This window comes from Roseateles rivi, from assembly GCF_043555845.1.
GTDB classification, from domain to species: Bacteria; Pseudomonadota; Gammaproteobacteria; order Burkholderiales; family Burkholderiaceae_C; genus Roseateles; species Roseateles rivi.
Map to the genome: position 1 here is coordinate 464293 of NZ_JBIGHZ010000001.1, position 16504 is coordinate 480796.

The 16504-nt window shown below is 63.7% G+C and carries 16 protein-coding genes; 10 read left to right on the forward strand and 6 right to left on the reverse strand.

Features of this window, described 5'->3' with window-relative positions:
• The first annotated feature begins 142 nt into the window (after positions 1-142).
• The 8 genes from ACG0Z6_RS02145 to ACG0Z6_RS02180 all read left to right on the forward strand — a co-directional run bounded on the left by ACG0Z6_RS02145 (position 143) and on the right by ACG0Z6_RS02180 (position 9047).
• Positions 143-2128, forward strand: a complete 1986-nt coding sequence (locus ACG0Z6_RS02145) for a sigma-54-dependent Fis family transcriptional regulator (protein WP_394458414.1) — start codon at positions 143-145, stop codon at positions 2126-2128.
• 241 nt (positions 2129-2369) lie between these two features.
• Entirely contained in the window at positions 2370-2444 is a 75-nt protein-coding gene (gene pqqA / locus ACG0Z6_RS02150) for a pyrroloquinoline quinone precursor peptide PqqA (RefSeq protein ID WP_394458803.1), read from the forward strand.
• A gap of 150 nt (positions 2445-2594) precedes the next feature.
• Positions 2595-3515: a pyrroloquinoline quinone biosynthesis protein PqqB gene (gene pqqB / locus ACG0Z6_RS02155; protein WP_394458415.1), complete on the forward strand. Its 921-nt coding sequence runs from the start codon at positions 2595-2597 to the stop codon at positions 3513-3515.
• A complete protein-coding gene (pqqC, locus tag ACG0Z6_RS02160) occupies positions 3512-4225 on the forward strand; it encodes a pyrroloquinoline-quinone synthase PqqC (RefSeq protein WP_394458416.1) in 714 nt (237 codons plus the stop codon). The genes pqqB and pqqC overlap by 4 nt, the downstream gene beginning before the upstream one ends.
• Complete coding sequence (gene pqqD, locus ACG0Z6_RS02165) at positions 4222-4527, forward strand: pyrroloquinoline quinone biosynthesis peptide chaperone PqqD (RefSeq protein WP_394458417.1); 306 nt, start codon at positions 4222-4224, stop codon at positions 4525-4527. The genes pqqC and pqqD overlap by 4 nt, the downstream gene beginning before the upstream one ends.
• Complete coding sequence (gene pqqE / locus ACG0Z6_RS02170; protein ID WP_394458418.1) at positions 4478-5638, forward strand: pyrroloquinoline quinone biosynthesis protein PqqE; 1161 nt, start codon at positions 4478-4480, stop codon at positions 5636-5638. Before pqqD ends, pqqE begins: the two co-directional genes overlap by 50 nt.
• Positions 5639-6368: 730 nt before the next feature.
• Entirely contained in the window at positions 6369-7844 is a 1476-nt protein-coding gene (locus ACG0Z6_RS02175) for a hypothetical protein (protein WP_394458419.1), read from the forward strand.
• Positions 7845-7940: 96 nt separating this feature from the next.
• Complete coding sequence (locus tag ACG0Z6_RS02180; protein ID WP_394458420.1) at positions 7941-9047, forward strand: hypothetical protein; 1107 nt, start codon at positions 7941-7943, stop codon at positions 9045-9047.
• Here the strand turns inward: ACG0Z6_RS02180 and ACG0Z6_RS02185 are convergent.
• The gene (locus ACG0Z6_RS02185; protein WP_394458421.1) at positions 9044-9505 is read right to left on the reverse strand and encodes an Sbal_3080 family lipoprotein; all 462 of its coding nucleotides are present in this window, start codon (positions 9503-9505) and stop codon (positions 9044-9046) included. The two genes, ACG0Z6_RS02180 and ACG0Z6_RS02185, sit on opposite strands and share 4 nt — an antisense overlap.
• A gap of 168 nt (positions 9506-9673) precedes the next feature.
• On the opposite strand from ACG0Z6_RS02185, the gene ACG0Z6_RS02190 reads away from it, so the two are divergent.
• Both ACG0Z6_RS02190 and ACG0Z6_RS02195 read left to right on the forward strand, forming a co-directional pair.
• Positions 9674-10294, forward strand: coding sequence for a LysE family translocator (locus ACG0Z6_RS02190; RefSeq protein WP_394458422.1), 621 nt, complete (start codon positions 9674-9676; stop codon positions 10292-10294).
• A gap of 115 nt (positions 10295-10409) precedes the next feature.
• A complete protein-coding gene (locus ACG0Z6_RS02195) occupies positions 10410-11099 on the forward strand; it encodes a YitT family protein (RefSeq protein WP_394458423.1) in 690 nt (229 codons plus the stop codon).
• Between the two features lie 71 nt (positions 11100-11170).
• On the opposite strand, the gene ACG0Z6_RS02200 is transcribed toward ACG0Z6_RS02195, so the two are convergent.
• The 5 genes from ACG0Z6_RS02200 to ACG0Z6_RS02220 form a co-directional block, all read right to left on the reverse strand.
• Positions 11171-11530 carry a c-type cytochrome gene (locus ACG0Z6_RS02200; protein ID WP_394458424.1) on the reverse strand — a complete coding sequence of 120 codons (360 nt, stop codon included), beginning with the start codon at positions 11528-11530 and terminating at the stop codon, positions 11171-11173.
• Positions 11506-13191, reverse strand: a complete 1686-nt coding sequence (locus ACG0Z6_RS02205; RefSeq protein ID WP_394458804.1) for a PQQ-dependent methanol/ethanol family dehydrogenase — start codon at positions 13189-13191, stop codon at positions 11506-11508. The genes ACG0Z6_RS02200 and ACG0Z6_RS02205 overlap by 25 nt, the downstream gene beginning before the upstream one ends.
• A 199-nt stretch (positions 13192-13390) precedes the next feature.
• Complete coding sequence (locus ACG0Z6_RS02210; RefSeq protein WP_394458425.1) at positions 13391-14230, reverse strand: ABC transporter permease; 840 nt, start codon at positions 14228-14230, stop codon at positions 13391-13393.
• Positions 14218-15435: a type 1 periplasmic-binding domain-containing protein gene (locus tag ACG0Z6_RS02215; protein WP_394458426.1), complete on the reverse strand. Its 1218-nt coding sequence runs from the start codon at positions 15433-15435 to the stop codon at positions 14218-14220. Before ACG0Z6_RS02215 ends, ACG0Z6_RS02210 begins: the two co-directional genes overlap by 13 nt.
• Positions 15428-16435, reverse strand: a complete 1008-nt coding sequence (locus tag ACG0Z6_RS02220) for a PQQ-dependent catabolism-associated beta-propeller protein (protein ID WP_394458427.1) — start codon at positions 16433-16435, stop codon at positions 15428-15430. The genes ACG0Z6_RS02215 and ACG0Z6_RS02220 overlap by 8 nt, the downstream gene beginning before the upstream one ends.
• Positions 16436-16504 lie beyond the last annotated feature (69 nt).

The window sequence follows — 16504 nt, forward strand, 5'->3', positions numbered from 1 at the left end:
CGTGTCGCATCCATTTGCCAAACACCCCCAAGACACCCCTGCGCAAGCCTGGGGCGGTGCGTCTCTTGAGCCCGGTTTGATGCCGGGATGCCCCGCCCCCGCCGCTCCCCCCTGGGCAGCGGGCGCCGCCACTGGAGACCATATGGCCGATTTGTCACCGCTGCCTGGAGGCCCGCAGTCCACGCTGCACGCCAGTTTGGGTGTGCAGGCGCCGCACGACGACGTGATCCGCCAGGCCCATCACCGCAGCGCTGCATTTGGGCTCGATGCCCATGAGCGCCCCGACTTTGCCCCGCTGGCGCCGGGATGGCTCGCGACCGTGCGCGAGGAAAACCGCCTGCTCTACCAACACGCCAGCCCGGTGATGGAAACCTTGCACGAGCAAATCGCCAACACCCACAGCATGGTGCTGTTGACCTCGCGCAGCGGGCTCATCCTGCACTCGCTGGGCGACGCGGACTTTCTGGAGCGCGCCACCAAGGTGGCTCTCATGCCTGGGGTGGATTGGTCTGAGCGCAGCAAAGGCACCAATGCCGTGGGCACGGCCTTGGCCGAGGAGCGCGCCGTGGTGGTGCATGGGCGTGACCACTACTTGCATGCCAACCAGTTTCTGACCTGTTCGTGTACGCCCATCTTGGACCCCTATGGCAAGGTGGTGGGAGCCTTGGACGTGACGGGCGACGAGCGCAGCTACCACCAGCACACCATGGCCCTGGTGCGCATGTCTGCGCAGATGATTGAAAACCGCCTCTTTGCCCATGCCACGCAAGACTCGATGCGCCTGTACTTTCATGCCCGCGCTGAGTTTTTGGGCACGCTCATGGAGGGCATTGCGGCCTTCACGCCGGATGGACGTTTTCTCTGTGCCAACCGCAGCGCGCAGTTCCAGCTGGGGCTCTCCAACAGTGCCTTGCGGGCGCACACCTTTGCTTCGCTGTTTGGGTTGTCGGTCTCGCAGTTGCACGACGGCTTGCGCCAAGCTGCCGGTCAGCCCCTGAGCCTGTGCCTGCACAACGGCGTGACAGTGGTGGCGCAGGTGCGCGTGCGCCCGGCCAAATCGCTGGTGCAGGGCTGGGCGGCGCCGGGTGCGTCTGCAGGCGCTGCGCCCCCGGCTGCGGCCATGGCGCAGGCGCGCCCGGCGCTGTCGCGGCTGCGCTACCTCAACACCGGCGACCCGCAGCTCGCGGCCGTGCTGCAAAAGCTCCAGCGCGTGCAGGGCAGCGACATTCCGGTGATGATTCTGGGCGAGACCGGCACTGGCAAAGACCTGCTGGCCCAGGCCATTCACAACGACTCGCCACGTGCGGCGCGGCCCTTTGTGTCCATCAACTGCGCCTCCATCCCCGAGACCCTGATCGAGTCCGAACTCTTTGGCTACGAGGAAGGCGCTTTCACCGGCGCGCGTCGCCGTGGCGCGCCAGGACGCATCCAGCAAGCCCATGGGGGCACTTTGTTTTTGGACGAGATCGGCGACATGCTCATCCAACTCCAGGCGCGGCTGCTGCGCGTGCTGCAGGAGCGGCGTGTCACCCCGTTGGGATCGAGCAAGGAGTACGAGGTGGACGTGGCGTTGGTGTGTGCCACCAACAAAAATCTCAAACCACTCATGGCCCAAGGCCTGTTTCGCGAAGACCTGTACTACCGCCTCAACGGCTTGGTGGTGCGCCTGCCCGCACTGCGCGAGCGCACTGACTTCGACGTGGTGGTGCACAAAATTCTCACCAAGCTCTGTAGCGGCGGCACGCCGCTGCGCCTGAGCCCGCAGGTGCTGGCGCTGTTTCACCGCTGCCGCTGGCCGGGCAATGTGCGCCAGCTGCACAACCTGCTGCGCACCGCCGTGGTGATGGCCGGGGCGGGCCCCTGCATTGACATTGAACACCTGCCCGACGACTTTTTCGATGAGCTGCAAGACCCCGACGCCAGCGCCGCGCCGCAGCAGACCGCCTCTGCCGAGCCCGCACGCGAGGCGGCAGCCGGCGCGCGGCTGCAGGACGTGGCGCTGCAGGCCATGGTCGAGGCGCTGCGCCAGTGCCACGGCAATGTCTCGCAAGCGGCCCGGCTGCTGGGCGTCTCACGCAACACCATCTATCGCAAAAAAGACCGCCTGCCACCGGGCTTGCTGTCCTGACGCCGGTGCGCTGTGTTCCATATCGGAACAGCTGGCACACCCGTTTGGCACAAGCGCTGACGCCAGCGGTGCGGTGCGTGAGGGCATGCCAAGGGCGGGGCGGGCAGTGCTCCAACGTGGCACGGGTTTTGCACCACCCTTGCTGCTGGTGTGTCACCGTGCAAGCGGTGTCCCACGCGGCGCGTTGAGCCGCGCGCACACTGTGCCAGCACCCCGTCGACGACATCGAGGAGACCCCACCATGGCATGGACGACCCCCAGCTTCATTGACCTGCGCTTCGGTTTTGAAATCACGATGTACATCGCCAATCGCTGATGCGTGAGGCCTTGCGGCCAGCCGTGCTGGGCCTGGCCCGGCCCGTGCTGCGCCGCCGACACAGGCCCGCCCGCGCAGGCTGCGTTTGTGCAGTCCGCGCGGGCGGGCCTGCTTTGGCGTCGTTGTGCCGCTGAAACAGAGGTGGGGGCTATGGCGGTTTTCAAAGTGCTGGGGTCTGCCGCCGGGGGCGGCTTCCCGCAGTGGAATTGCAATTGCCCCAACTGCGCGGGCCTGCGCGCTGGGGGCCTGCGCGCCGCGCCGCGCACGCAGTCCTCCGTGGCCTTGAGTGCAGATGGGCAAGACTGGCTGCTCATCAATGCCTCGCCCGAGGTGCTGCAGCAAATCCGCCAGACGCCTGCGCTGCAACCGGCGCGCGCGCTGCGCGACAGCGGCGTGGCCGCCGTGCTTTTGATCGACGCGCAAATCGACCACACCGCCGGGCTCTTGATGTTGCGCGAGCGCGCCACGCCGCTGCCGCTCTATGCCACGCCCGAGGTGCTGGGCGACCTGGAGCAGGGCCTGGGCCTGCCGCGCCTGCTGGGGCACTACGGCGGCCTGGCGCCGCGCGCGTTGCCGCTGGATGGTGGCGCCATCGACGCCCCATTTCTGGGCCCGCTGCAAGTGCAGGCCCTGCCCCTGCACAGCCAGCCGCCACCGTTTTCGCCCTACCGTGGCCGCCCGCGCCGGGGCGATACGGTGGGGCTCAAGATCCACAACCCACAAACTGGCCGCAAGCTCTTCTACGCCCCCGGCCTGGGCCGCATCGACGCGCCCGTGTGGGCTGCCATGCAATGGGCCGACACGGTGCTGGTAGACGGTACGTTTTGGAGTGAGACCGAGATGATCGATCTCGGTCTATCGGGAAAACGCGCCGCTGAGATGGGGCATTTGCCGCAGAGTGGTGCTGAGGGCATGCTGCACTGGCTGCGCCAACTGCCCCCCAGTACCGGCAAGTGGCTCATCCACATCAACAACAGCAACCCCGTGCTGCGTGAAGATTCGGCCGAGCACGCCGAGCTGCGCGCCGCCGGCGTGGCACTGGCCTACGACGGACTGGAGATCGTGCTGTGAACCTGGCAACCCCAGAGGCTTGGAGCGCGGTGCAGTTCGAGGCGCAGCTGCGTGCCCAAGGCGCGGGCTATCACATCCACCACCCCTTCAATGTGCGGCTCAACGCCGGGCATTGCCGGCCCGAAGAAATCCGCTGCTGGGTGGCCAACCGCTTTTACTACCAGCTGTGCATCCCGCGCAAAGACGCCGCCATCATGGCCAATATGCCTGATCGCGAGGACCGTCGGCTGTGGGTGCAGCGCATCTTGGACCACGACGGTAGTGGCGACTACAGCGGCTCGGAGGCCGGTGGCATCGAGGCCTGGACACGCCTGGCCGAGGCCGTGGGCCTGTCGCGCCAGGAGCTGCAGTCGCTGCGCCACGTCGTGCCCGGCGTGCGCTTTGCCTGCGATGCCTATCTCAACTTCGCGCGCCAGGCACCTTGGCAGGAGGCGGTGTGTTCCTCGCTGACCGAGATGTTCGCGCCGCAAATCCACAAAGACCGCCTGGCCAGCTGGCCGCTGCACTACCCCTGGATCGAGGCCGAAGGCCTGCAGTACTTCCGCAGCCGCATCCCGCTGGCCTCGCGCGATGTGGAGCATGGTTTGCGCGTCACGCTGACGCACTTCACCACCGCCGCCCAGCAGCAACGTGCGCTGGAGATCTTGCGCTTCAAGCTGGACATCCTCTGGAGCATGCTCGACGCCATTGAAAAGGCCTGCCGCCCATGAGCACGACCACCCCCCCCACGACCACTGCCCCCCGCAGCCCCGACACCTTGCCCAACCGGCCGCGCCTGAGTCGGTTGTTCCGCCTGCAATACGAACCCGCCCAGCAAAGCTGGGTGCTGCTCTACCCCGAAGGCATGGTGCAGCTCAACCCCAGCGCCGCCGAAATCGTGCGCCGCTGCGACGGCAGCCGCAGCATCAGCGCCCTGGTGGCCGAGCTGGAGTCTGAGTACGACTGCAGTGGCATCGAGCCCGATGTGCGCGCCCTGCTGGGCGAGGGGTGGCGGCGTGGCTGGTTTGAGTGAGGCCCCGCGCCCACCGCGCCCCGGCCCCCCGTTGTGGCTGCTGGCCGAGCTGACCTACCGCTGCCCGCTGCACTGCGCTTTTTGCTACAACCCCCTGCGCTACGCCCAGCGGCGCGAAGAGCTCAGCACCGCGCAGTGGGTGGACGTGCTGCGCCAGGCGCGCGAGCTCGGTGCCGCGCAGCTGGGTTTCTCCGGCGGTGAACCCCTGCTGCGCGAGGACCTCGAAGACCTCGTCGCCCAAGCCCACCGCCTGGGCTACTACACCAACCTGCTCACCTCCGGCGTGGGCCTCACCGAAGCGCGCGCCGCCGCACTCCATCGCGCGGGCCTGGACCACGTGCAGCTCTCCTTCCAAGACTCCACGCGGGAGATGAACGACTTCCTGAGCCACACCCGCACCTTCGACCTCAAGCGCCGCGTCGCCGCCATCATCAAAGCCCAAGGCTGGCCCATGGTGATGAACTGTGTGCTGCACCGCCACAACCTGCCGCACGTGGCGCAAATCATCGACATGGCCCTGGAGCTGGGCGCCGAGTACCTGGAGCTGGCCAACACCCAGTACTACGGCTGGGCCCTGCACAACCGCGCCCAACTCATGCCCACGGCCGAACAACTGCGCCAGGCCGAAGCCGTGGTCAATGACTACCGCGCCCGCATCGGCCAGCGCTGCCGCCTGCTCTTTGTCGTGCCCGACTACTTCGAACAGCGCCCCAAAGCCTGCATGAACGGCTGGGGCTCCGTGTTCCTCAGCATCGCCCCCGACGGCCGCGCCATGCCCTGCCACAACGCCGGCGAACTGCCCGGCCTCACCCTGCCCGATGTGCGCCACACCCCGCTGCGCGACATCTGGTACGACAGCCCTGCCTTCAACGCCTACCGCGGCGAGGCCTGGATGCGGCCCCCCTGCCAAGGCTGCGAAGAGCGCCACAAAGACTTCGGCGGCTGCCGCTGCCAAGCCTTCGCCCTCACCGGCAACCCCGCCGCCACCGACCCCGTCTGCAGCCGCTCGCCCCAGCACGAAGACGTGGTCCGCCTCGTGCGCCAAGCCCCCCAACAGCGCGAAACCCAGCCGCTGGTGTTTCGTAGTGATGCGGTGTCGAGGAAGGCTTGAAGGGTGGGTTTCACCCAGGGGCAGAATTTGTGGGCTGTGGCGCTAGGCGTTGTCGATATAAAAATCTGAATTTAGGCCAAATTTTTCATACGTAGCGATGATGACTGCCAACCCTAGAATGGTGTGACTTATTCACGCGCTGCAGGGCATGCTCCGCTAGGGGCTGTGCTGGAGTTGGACTCCCTGGCTGTGGTCAGTCTGCTTGCAGCGCCGGAGGCCCGATATCACTAGGACATCGAAGTCAGCGACCTGGAGGCCAGCAATTTCGCCATGATGCGGTTTTGCATGACTTCGTGCAAGGGCTGCGCGGTGGTGTGAATGCTTGGGCGGCGTGGCGTCAATGGTCTCAAACTGCGGCGCCATTACCCCGTAAATGCTGCATAAATCGGCTCAATTCCGTGCGGGGTTGAGTTTGGCCCGATTTGTTTAATTTCAAATTGTCGGATGCATGATTCCCTTGGAGTCCGCTATTTGCGCGCGCCCATGGGGTCGACGGTCATGGACAAAATATCTATAAATTCATAAATTTATATCCGTGTTAATGTGCATTGACATGGGGTGTCATCAACATTGATGTAAACTTCAAAAATTCGCCACATTTTAATGCGGGCCAAATATGGTAGGGGCACTCTTTTGTGTTGCCTGAGGGGTATTTGCGCGCGCCGGTGATGTGTTGATGATTTGGAGCTTGCGATTAAGCGCGAGATTAATAGTTTAGAAGTAGTTGAATATGAAGTCATTCGATAAGTTCACCCTGTCTCTGATTTTCTGCGCGTCTCTTGCGGCGCTGTCGGCCTGTGGAGGTGGCGCAAGCCCAGCCGAAGAGCCGGTCAAGCCAAAGGCGGTTTCCGGCAAGATGATTGACGGGTATGTGCAGGGTGCAACTGTCTTTTGTGACGCGAATGACAACGGGCATGCAGATTCCGGTGAGGAACGCACAATCACTGCGAGCAATGGGGCGTATACCCTGGTTGGCGGCTGCTCGGGAAGCGTCGTCGGCTTTGGCGGCATCGATACGGACACCGGCCATGAATTCCGTGGCGTGCTGAAAACACCTGCTGGCAGCGCTGTGATGACCCCTGCCACGACCATGCTGGTGGGTACAGGCATGTCGAAAGAGGCTTTGGCTGCTGCCCTGGGTTTGCCCTCTTCAGTTGATGTTACTCAAATTGACATCGCCGATGGGGCAAACCAGGACCTGCGCAAGCGGACTTTGGCTCTTCAGCAGGTGGTGGACCGCCTGGTAGGAGCTGCAACCTCCCTGACATACGGCGAAGATCCGGCCTCCCAGCTCAAATACCGTACGGCCTACAGCGATATTATTTCTGGCATTGCAAAGAATTTGGCTAAGCCGAATTCTGGTCAACTGATCGCCCCATCTGGTACGGTTGACACCCAAACGCTGGTGAACGCCATTGCAACCGTACCGCTCATCAGTTCGAAAAACATCACTGCTGTGAATCTCAGTGAATTGGCTGGAAACTTGGCAGCGGAAGCCCATATCCTGATCAAATCGGGCGATGTGGAGCTGAAGAATTTGGTTACCAACCTGCAAAGCCCGGCAAAGCAGCCTCTGAGCACCACTGCGACCACGGACTACCTGTCGATGACGTCGGATTCGATTTTCATCAACGATTCGGTCCATCGACTTGCGGCTCTCAAAGATGGCATCGAGATCCCAAGCCTGCAGACGATTGGCTTTTCAATCAGTGTCACTGGGTCTCCAGCCGCTGAAGTGTTTGCGCCGATGGCGCTTTCTATCCTTGAGCAGGGTGGCAGCGGCCGCATCTTGAACCTTCTCATTGAGAAGGTGGCGTTCAAAATCGACGCCAGCAAGCAACTGACTGTCAGCGTGCCGGCCGGAACCAAGGTGCATGCCTATGGCCGGACATCCAACGGCAGCGTGGTCAATTTGACCATCACGGATCTGGAATTCACTCCTGTCACCGTGGAGAAGAATGCGCTGAGGCTGAACTATTCGAACATCGTCAAAAAGGTTATCGCTAGTGCAGATAACACGACGAAGGCGACAGCTTCTGCATTCCTTGACTTGAAGGGGAATTTTGATTTCACCGTGGCTACCGACAAGGCGCTCAATATTCGCCTGCAGGATGGCGTGGCCCTGTCCACGGCAACCATCTCGATTCCCAATACCAGCCAGTCTGTCACAGGCCCTTCGTTTGCGGGTCGTGTGAGCATCAAGTGAAGTCCTAAGGGACATTGATGCGTAAAGCGTGAAGGGCGGTTAACCGCCCTTCATGCATTTTGGCCCCGAGAGTGGCCAAAACCTCTGATATGCATGATGAGTAAATATTCGCTAACTGCCAATTCCCGCCCGCTTGCTGCATTGATCTTTGTGCAGGTTTCGACAATCCCTGTTTTTTCCAATGCAGCACCATTGGACACGCTTCTTACTGCTAGAAATTCTGAACCTTTAATGATTCCGCAGGTCGAATTTGGCGTGGACTTGGCAGATAGGAAAATTGATTTATTTGACTTCCGACCCAAGCGTGCCGACGGTACGTATGGACCTTCTGGTGTTTACCGTGGGGCCCACTTAGGAATTGGTGTTCGAGTCCACCCCCGAGTGTGGATTGATGCTCAAGTTTTTCGACGCGACATTGAATACGTGAGCTTCGCTGGTGACATTACTTCGTGGCAAGCGCACGCACAATGGCTGGTATTTTCAGATCCTGATAATAATACTTCAGCCGCTATTCGCGTTGGGGCTTGGGGAAATCAAGCCCCGCAGTTGAGAAGAAATACGTCAACCAAAGTCAAGGGAAACGAATTTACATCAGTCACCGCAAAAAAACCAGGCGACCTACAACTGCAGCTTGACACCATTGCTACGACAAAGGTAACTCCTGCGTTGAGCCTCAGTGGGTTCGCGGGCTTCGGCTTCAGTAAGGTGTATTTCGACCAAGTTTCGGCCACGAGGAAATCTGGTTCCGGCTGCGTGTATGACGTTCAATTCACAGATAGTGATGTGATTCAGACATGTACCGAGAAGGGTGTTGATATTCGAATTTCGACACCGAATGCGGTAACGGGAATCGACGTTAATCGCGAAGGTCAATACCGCTCACGCTTTGTCAGCGCTGGGGTCAATGTGGCTTGGGTTCAGGAAAATTGGATGGCGAAAGCAGGCGTCAGTCATACATACTGGAAACGCGATAACGTCGACAAAATCGTGGAGTTGCGAGGCGGGAAAGCCTACAGGTCGAACACGATATTGATGGCGGAGTTGGGGTATCGCCTGTCAGGCAAAACAACGGTGTTTATGAGAAACCAGCTCATGACCCATCAATTTGTGGGCGAGATTCCATTGAATTACAACACGCTCACAGCCCGGTCACATCGAAATAAATACGGGCTGCTTACCGTGGGTGTGGTGAAAAGTTTTTAACGGTCTTTGGGTGGGGCCGCGGGTGCCAGGCCCGCGCCCCCAGGGAAAAGCTGGTCGACCAGTTCGCTGATTTTTTTGTCGGCGTCAATGAACTTATTCATGCTTCCCATGCCGCGCGTGGCGTCGTACTTGGCTTCACCAATGGGTTTGCCGACGTTGTACACCTTTATTTCGGCATAGGCCATATACAAGGCCAAATCCCAGCGCCAGTGGGCGGTATAGGTTGAGGTGATGTTGCATTCCACCAGGGACGCGGAGAGCGGCAGCTTTCTGACTTGGTAACCCTTGGCGTTGAGGGACCTCACGTACGCATCCAAAAATCCTGACCTGATGGATGGGTTTTCGATGACGCAAACCTGCTTCTGGTCCAGATTGCCAACAGGTTTGACATTTTGATGAATCGCGCAGCCGCTGAGTGTGAATGCGAGACCAGTGCCAATGATGGTGATAAATTTCATGGTTGAACCTGTGTTGGGCGAGGTGGTTGCGAAGAGGGTATCGACGGTCAGATTTGGGGCTGGCCCGGTGCGCCAGTCTATTCGCGCACTGTTGCGGATGCAACGCAGTTGTTGGCTTTGATGCGAGTCTAGTGCGGTCGGGCGGGAAGTTTGACTATATTCCACCAGATGACCTCTTATTTGCTCTTCCTCGCTGTCGCGGCTCTCACGGTTCTGAGCCCTGGGCCGGGCGTTCTCATGACTATCGCCAACGCGCTGCGCTTTGGATTCAGGGGTACGGTGGGCGGTATTTTTGGGATTGCTGCGGGTGCGTTCATCGTGGCCGGTATTTCGGCGACGGCATTGGGGGCCTTATTGGCAGCTTCGGCGGTAGCGTTCTCCGTCATGAAGTTCGTTGGTGCGGCTTACCTGATGTATCTGGGGCTGAAGATCTGGAAGGCGTCACCACCGAATTTTTGCAATCGCTCGGTGCATGAGGCGAAATTTCTTCGCAGGTTTGGCGAAGGGCTGGCGCTGCAAATGACCAATCCCAAGGCGATTTTCTTCTTTCTCTCGGTGTTTCCGCAGTTTGTCGAATCTGGCCCGAGCCACAAGGCGCAGTTCGCCCTCTTGGTGGCTTCATATGCCACGCTCGTGGTGTGCATTCACACGGGCTATGCGCTCTTTGCCCATCAAGCCCGGGCCTGGCTCACCTCCGAGCGTGGGGGGCGCTTGCTGAACAAGGCCGGAGGGGCGACTTTCATGGGTTTTGGCGCAGCTCTGGCGCTGGCCAAAAGGAGCGGCACCTGAGCCCACGCCCGAGAGTTGGCCCGCTGCCTTAGGGTGGTGTTGCGCTTCGCTGTCCCTCAGCCATGGGTTTGGGGCCTGCGTATTCATGGCATGCTTCAGGGTTAACCCTTGAGCTATGCAGTCCAATTCTTCAACCCAACCTTCTGTGCGCGGTGGCTTGACGTCGCGCCACCCGCAGCCAGCCGCGATCAAGGCGCTGGAGGACCCCAGCATCCGGCGGCACACGCCGTTTGAGGACGCGCAGGCGCTGTTCACGGGCGTGCTGTTTGTGTCGCTGGCCATGATTTTGTTTGCCCAGGTGGGGCTGCTGACGGGCGGCACGGCGGGGGCGGCGTTTGTGCTGCATTACGCCACGGGCATTGGCTTGGGGAAGTTGTTCTTCCTCATCAACCTGCCGTTTTATTGGTTTGCCTGGGTGCGCATGGGGCGGGAGTTCACGCTCAAAACGTTTGTGGCGGTTGGCGTGTTGTCGCTGGCGACGGAGTACTCGCCGCAGCTCTTTGCCATTGAGCGCATTCATCCGGCTTATGCAGCGGTGCTGGGCGGTTTGCTGCTGGGTTCGGGCTGTTTGTTCCTGGCGCGCCATCGCGCCAGCTTGGGTGGGGCCACCATCGTGTCGCTGTATTTACAGCAGGCGCGGGGTTGGCGCGCGGGCAAGGTGCAGATGGTCATGGACGGCACGATTTTGCTCAGCGCGCTGAGTGTGGTGAGCCCTGAGCGGCTGGCCTATTCGGTGCTGGCCGCGGTGGTGATGAATCTCTTCATTGCCGTGAACCACCGGCCCGGGCGTTACGCGGTGCTGTAGGCCGGGCGGGGCAGGAAAAGGCCCAGCCCTGGGTTGCAAGGCTGGGCTCGCGGAGGCCCCCCTTGGGGGGCTCAGGGCTTGGCGGCGGCGGGGGTGCGCAGCACGGCGCGCACGAGCAGGCGCAGCTCGTCGTCACTGAGGTTGGGGTGCGGCGGCATGGCGGCGCGGCCCCATTTGCCTTGCGAGCCCCGACGCACGGACTGCATCAGTGTGGCTTCGGCGTCAGCGTCAGCGGCGTATTTCTGTGCGATCGAGGCCCAGGCGGGGCCGACGATTTTTTCGTGCGTAGCGTGGCAGGAGTTGCAGCCGTGGCCTTGCCCGAGGGCCTGCGGGTCGGCCACAGAGGGCATGGCCAAGCTGGGCAGGCTCAGGGCCGAGGCCAGCAGCGCAGCGGCACTGGCGCGCTTTACTTGAGCAGCTTGAACACCCATACCGAGCCTCCTTGCTCCAGGTAGTTCACGCGCTTGGCCACTTCGCCGCCCCACAGCGGCACGGCACCGCCCCAGCCCGAGACCACGGCGATGTATTGCACGCCGTCTTGCTTCCAGGTGACGGGCGGGGCCACGATGCCGCTGCCGGTCTGGAATTGCCACAGCACTTGCCCGGTCTTGGCGTCGGCGGCTTTGAGCAGGCCTTCGGGGGTGCCCCAGAACACCAGGTCGCCACTGACGAGCACGCCGCCCCACAGCGGGGCGTTGTTTTTCACTTCCCAGGCGATCTTGCCGGTCTTGGGGTCGACAGCGCGCAGCGCGCCGATGTAGTCCTGGTAGAGCGGCTTGATGGTGAAGCCCGCACCCAGGAAGGCGGCGCCCTTTTTGTAGCTCACGGGTTCGTTCCAGATGTCCATGCCCCACTCGTTGGCAGGCACGTAGAAGAGCCCGGTGCGTGGGCTGTAGGCCATGGGCATTTGGTTTTTGCCACCCAAAAAGCCCGGTGCGGCAAACACCGACTGGCCTTTGTTGCCATCGCCGTCGAGCGGGTTGCCGGGGCGGTTGTCGGGCACAAAGTTGGGGCGGCCGGTTTTGAGGTCTATGCCTTTGGCCCAGGTGGTTTGGGTGACGAAGGGAAAGGCGTTGAGCAGCTCGCCGGTGCGCGCGTCGTTGACGTAGAAGTAGCCGTTGCGGTCGGCCTTGCCGCCCACGCGCCGACCGTTCATGTCGAAGGTGATGAATTCGTTGGCACCGTCAAAGTCCCACGCGTCATTGGGTGTGTTTTGGTAGTGCCAGACGATGTTGCCGGTCTTCACATCCAGCGCCACGGTGGAGGCAGAGTAGAGGTTGTCGCCCTTGCGCAGGTGGCTGTTCCAGGGGCCGGGGTTGCCGGTGCCGAAGTAGGCCAGCCCGGTGCTGGGGTCGTAGCTGCCGCCCAGCCAGGTGGCGGCGCCACCGGTCTTCCAGGTGTCGCCCGGCCAGCTGGCGTTGAGCGTGCCGGTGATGCCGTTGTCTTGCCCGTTGAGGGTGCCCATATGGCCTTCGATCATGGGGCGGGTCCACACCAACTTGCCGGTGCGGGGGTCGCGGGCTTCGACGCGCCCAACCACGCCGAACTCGCCGCCCGAAACGCCCGTCAGCAGCAAGCCTTGGGCAATCAGCGGCGCGGCGGTATAGCTGTAGCCAGCGTGGTAGTCCTCGATCTTCTCGCGCCACACCACCTTGCCGCTGTCCTGGTCCAGGGCCACGAGTTGCGCATCGAGCGTGCCGAAGATGACGAGGTTGTCAAACAGCGCCGCGCCGCGGTTGATGACGTCGCAGCAGGGCATGATGCCTTCGGGCAAGCGGTGTTCGTACTTCCAGAGCTTGCGCCCGGTGCTGGCGTCCAGCGCGTACAGGCGCGAGTAGGAGGCGGTCACAAACATCTTGCCTTTGTGGATCAGCGGCTGGCTTTCCTGGCCGCGCTGCTTTTCTCCGCCAAAAGACATGCTCCAGGCTGGTACCAGACGCGAGAGGGTTTTGCGGTTGATGTCGTTGAGCGGTGAGTAGCGCTGGCCTTGCGGGCCCATGCCCCAGGACAGCACGTCCTCGGGGGTGTTGGCGTCGCGGTGGATCATGTCGGCGCTGACTTGGGCGCCAGCTTGTGTGGCGGCCAGCAGCACAAGCAACGAGAGGGCGGTGCGTTTCACGGGGGTCTCCTCCATTGGGGGTTGTTGGCGGCTGTGGCAGCCGCACGCCCACTGGGGTGCAAAGCCCGTGCCACGCTGTGGCAACGCTGGTGCTGCGGCATTTCGGCGCAGAGCTGCGCCAACTTGGCACGCCTTTGCTTAGTGGTGAATCACCTCCGCGCAGCAGTACGCCTCAGCCGCCGCGCTGGTGCGCCCAGCCGCGCTGGGGGTCGTAGCCGTGGATGGCCAGGGCCAGAGCCAGGGCGGTGCCCACCACGGCGGTGACCCAGCCGCTGGTGTGCCATTGGCCGTAGGCCGCAAAGCGCATGGCTTCAACGACTTGGGTGAAGGGGTTCAAGAGCGCCAGCTGGTAGAGCCACCAGGCCCCGGCTTCCTCGAACTTCCACAGCGGGTAGAGCGCTGAGCTGATGAAGAACATGGGGAAGATGACGAAGTTCATGGCTCCGGCAAAGTTCTCCAGCTGGCGCACATGCACCGACAGCGCCAGCCCCAGCGCCGCCATGAGCAGCGCGGCCGCGGCCATGGCGCCCAGCAGCAGCGGCGCGTGCTGCAGCGCCAGCTCCAGGCCCAGCAGACGGGCCACCGCCAAAAACGCCAGCATCTGCAGCAGCGAGAGCGTGGCCCCGGCCAGCAACTTGAAGGTGAGCACCCAGCCGCGCGGCAGCGGTGCGGTCAGCAGCAGGCGCATGAGGCCCATCTCGCGGTCGTACACCAGCGAGAGCGAGCTTTGCATGCCGTTGAACAGCGCCACCATGCCCAGCAGCCCCGGCAGCACGTAGACGCGGTAGTCGATATAGGTCTCGTAGGGCGGGATGATGGAGACGCCAAACACATTGGAAAACCCCGCCGCAAACACCACCAGCCACAGCAGCGGGCGCACCAGGGCCGAGGCCAGGCGTGCGGGCTGGCGCAGGAACTTGGCCACCTCGCGGCCGATGATGGCGCGCGCAGCGCGCAGGCCCCGGGCGACGGGCTGGGCGCGCCCAGCGGCGGCGGTGTTCAGCGCTTGCATGCGCTCTCCTTCTCTTCCAGGCCCAGGGTGTCCAGGGTGTCGGTGGGGTGCAGCACGCCCTCGACGGGCGCGGTGGCGGCCACGCCATCGGCATGGCCCAGCAGCACGGGCTGGCGCAGCTGGCCGTCCCAGGGGCGCACGCTCAGGGGCAGGCCTTTGAAGCCGTCGATGGGCACGCCGCCCGCGCGCAGGCGCTGCGAGAGCTGCACCGGCGTGGCCTCGGGCGCAGCCACCCAGGCGCTGACCACGGCCTTCACGCCCACCCAGGCAGCCCAGTCTTGCCCGCTCATGGGGCGCTGGGCGCGCTTGCTGAAGCGGCGGTTGAGCTGCGGGCCGCCATAGCGTTCCCACAGCGGGTGCCAGGCCAGGGCCACCAGGCCGTTGCTGCCCAGCACGGGGCGGGGCTGCTGGGTGTTGTAGGGCAGGGCGCGGGCGAACTCGCCCTCGCTGTCCCACACCAGCACGGCGTCGTGGCGGCGCTCGGCGCTGAGCAGGCGTGGGTTGGCGGCCTCGCGCTCGCGCGGGTCGGTGCTGAACTTGAAGCGGCGCGTGTCGGTGTGGCTGATGCCGTAGCGCTTGGCGGCACGCTGCCAGGCTTGCAGCAGGGCGGCGTCGTCCGCATGGCCGCCGTGCAGCAGCAGGGCTTGGCGCCACTGGTGCGCGGCCAGGAATTGCGCCAGCGCATCGGCCAGCATGGCCTGGCTGGGCAGGGTGTGCAGCACGGCGCTGCGGCAGGCCTGGGCGCGCAGCGCGTCGGCACTGCTGCTGGCGTTGATGGCCAGGGCCTGCGCGGCCTGCGCGGCTTGCAGGGCCTGGGGCATGAGGGCGTCGGGCAGGTCCAGCAGCCACACGCCGACTTTGCGCGAGCCCAGCTGCTGCAGCAAGGCCCCCAGCTCCGCGCTGCTGGGGGCTTGGGCGTCTTGCACGCGCAGCTGCAGCTGGGCTTGCTCCAGTTCCAGCTGTGCGTCTTCGGCGCTGAGTTGCGCGGCGCCCAGTAGCCGCCCCAGGCTCTGCCCTGGCCAGCGTTTTTCCAGGCGGCGCGGCAGGTAGCGCGGGTCGTCGGCCACGCCCACCACGGCCAGTTCCAGTACGCGTGCGCCAGCCTTGGCAGGGGCTGGGGCCGCAGGCTTGGCCGCCAGCAGTGGCCCGCTCAGCGCCCACAGCAGGGCAGCCAGCAGGGCGCTGCGCCAGGGCCGCTCAGTCATACACCAGCACGCCGTAGGGCACGCGCCCGGCGCTCACGCTGCGCAGGGCTTTGCCGGTGGCGGTGTCCACGATGCTCATGTCGTCAGACAGGCCATTGGCCACGTAGAGGCGGCTGCCGCTGCGGTTGAGCGCCAGGCCCCAGGCGCGTTTGCCCACCAGCACGGTGCGGCGCACCTGGCGCGTGGCGGTGTCGACCTCGGCCACATGGTTGGCGCGGCCCAGGCCCACCCACACGCTGCGCCCATCGGGGCTGTGTACCAGGCTCACGGGGGTGATGTCGGTGCTGCGCATGCCCGGCAGCTTGAAGGCCACGGTGGCGCTGACTTTTTGCGTGGCCACATCCACCACGCTGACGCTGGCCGAGAGCTCGTTGCTCACCCACAGCTCCTTGCCGTCGGGCGAGAGCGAAAAGCGCCGCGGCCGCTGCCCCACCTTGATGTGGTTGAGCACCTTTTTCTGGCGCAGGTCGATGTGGTGCACCAGATTGGCCACCTCGGAGCTGACGTAGGCCTCGTGGCCATCGGGGGTGACGAGCACACCTTCGGGCTCGCGCCCGGTGGGCACTTCAAACAGGCGCTTGCCGCTGGCGAGGTCAAAGGCGGCCAGCACGCTGTCGTCTTCGATGGTGATGTAGGCCGTTTGCCGGTCGGGCGAGAGGGCCAGGGTCTCGGGGCTTTCGCCCAAGGGCAGACGGCGCACCAGCTTGCCTTGCTGGCGGTCCACCACGCCCAGCTCGTTGCTGTCGCCGCACACCACCAGGATGTGCTGGCGGTCGGCGCTGAAGGCCATGCCGCGCGGGCGCTGGCACACGGCAATCTGGCCCAGGGCCTTGCCCTCCAGGTCAAACACGGCCAGCTGGTGGTCTTTCTCGCTGGAGACATAGAGCCTGGCCTGTTCGGGCGGCACGGCGGCTGGGCCGCTCCACACGGCGCTGCTCAACAGGCTCAAGGGCAGCCAAAGCCAGCGCGCCAGAGCGCGGGCAGGGTGGGGGCAGGACATGGCTTGTGCTCCAGGTAAGAGGCAACCACAGGGATGCCCATCGTGTGCCATGGCGTGCGCAGCGCCACT

What these genes read in the sequence shown, in the direction of transcription:
- ACG0Z6_RS02145 (WP_394458414.1), top strand. Translation starts at nt 143, where the DNA reads ATGGCCGATTTGTCACCGCTGCCTGGAGGCCCGCAGTCCACGCTGCAC.
- pqqB (WP_394458415.1), top strand. Translation starts at nt 2,595, where the DNA reads ATGGCGGTTTTCAAAGTGCTGGGGTCTGCCGCCGGGGGCGGCTTCCCG.
- pqqD (WP_394458417.1), top strand. Translation starts at nt 4,222, where the DNA reads ATGAGCACGACCACCCCCCCCACGACCACTGCCCCCCGCAGCCCCGAC.
- pqqE (WP_394458418.1), top strand. Translation starts at nt 4,478, where the DNA reads ATGTGCGCGCCCTGCTGGGCGAGGGGTGGCGGCGTGGCTGGTTTGAGT.
- ACG0Z6_RS02175 (WP_394458419.1), top strand. Translation starts at nt 6,369, where the DNA reads ATGAAGTCATTCGATAAGTTCACCCTGTCTCTGATTTTCTGCGCGTCT.
- ACG0Z6_RS02180 (WP_394458420.1), top strand. Translation starts at nt 7,941, where the DNA reads ATGAGTAAATATTCGCTAACTGCCAATTCCCGCCCGCTTGCTGCATTG.
- ACG0Z6_RS02185 (WP_394458421.1), bottom strand. Translation starts at nt 9,505, where the DNA reads ATGAAATTTATCACCATCATTGGCACTGGTCTCGCATTCACACTCAGC.
- ACG0Z6_RS02190 (WP_394458422.1), top strand. Translation starts at nt 9,674, where the DNA reads ATGACCTCTTATTTGCTCTTCCTCGCTGTCGCGGCTCTCACGGTTCTG.
- ACG0Z6_RS02195 (WP_394458423.1), top strand. Translation starts at nt 10,410, where the DNA reads ATGCAGTCCAATTCTTCAACCCAACCTTCTGTGCGCGGTGGCTTGACG.
- ACG0Z6_RS02200 (WP_394458424.1), bottom strand. Translation starts at nt 11,530, where the DNA reads ATGGGTGTTCAAGCTGCTCAAGTAAAGCGCGCCAGTGCCGCTGCGCTG.
- ACG0Z6_RS02210 (WP_394458425.1), bottom strand. Translation starts at nt 14,230, where the DNA reads ATGCAAGCGCTGAACACCGCCGCCGCTGGGCGCGCCCAGCCCGTCGCC.
- ACG0Z6_RS02215 (WP_394458426.1), bottom strand. Translation starts at nt 15,435, where the DNA reads ATGACTGAGCGGCCCTGGCGCAGCGCCCTGCTGGCTGCCCTGCTGTGG.
- ACG0Z6_RS02220 (WP_394458427.1), bottom strand. Translation starts at nt 16,435, where the DNA reads ATGTCCTGCCCCCACCCTGCCCGCGCTCTGGCGCGCTGGCTTTGGCTG.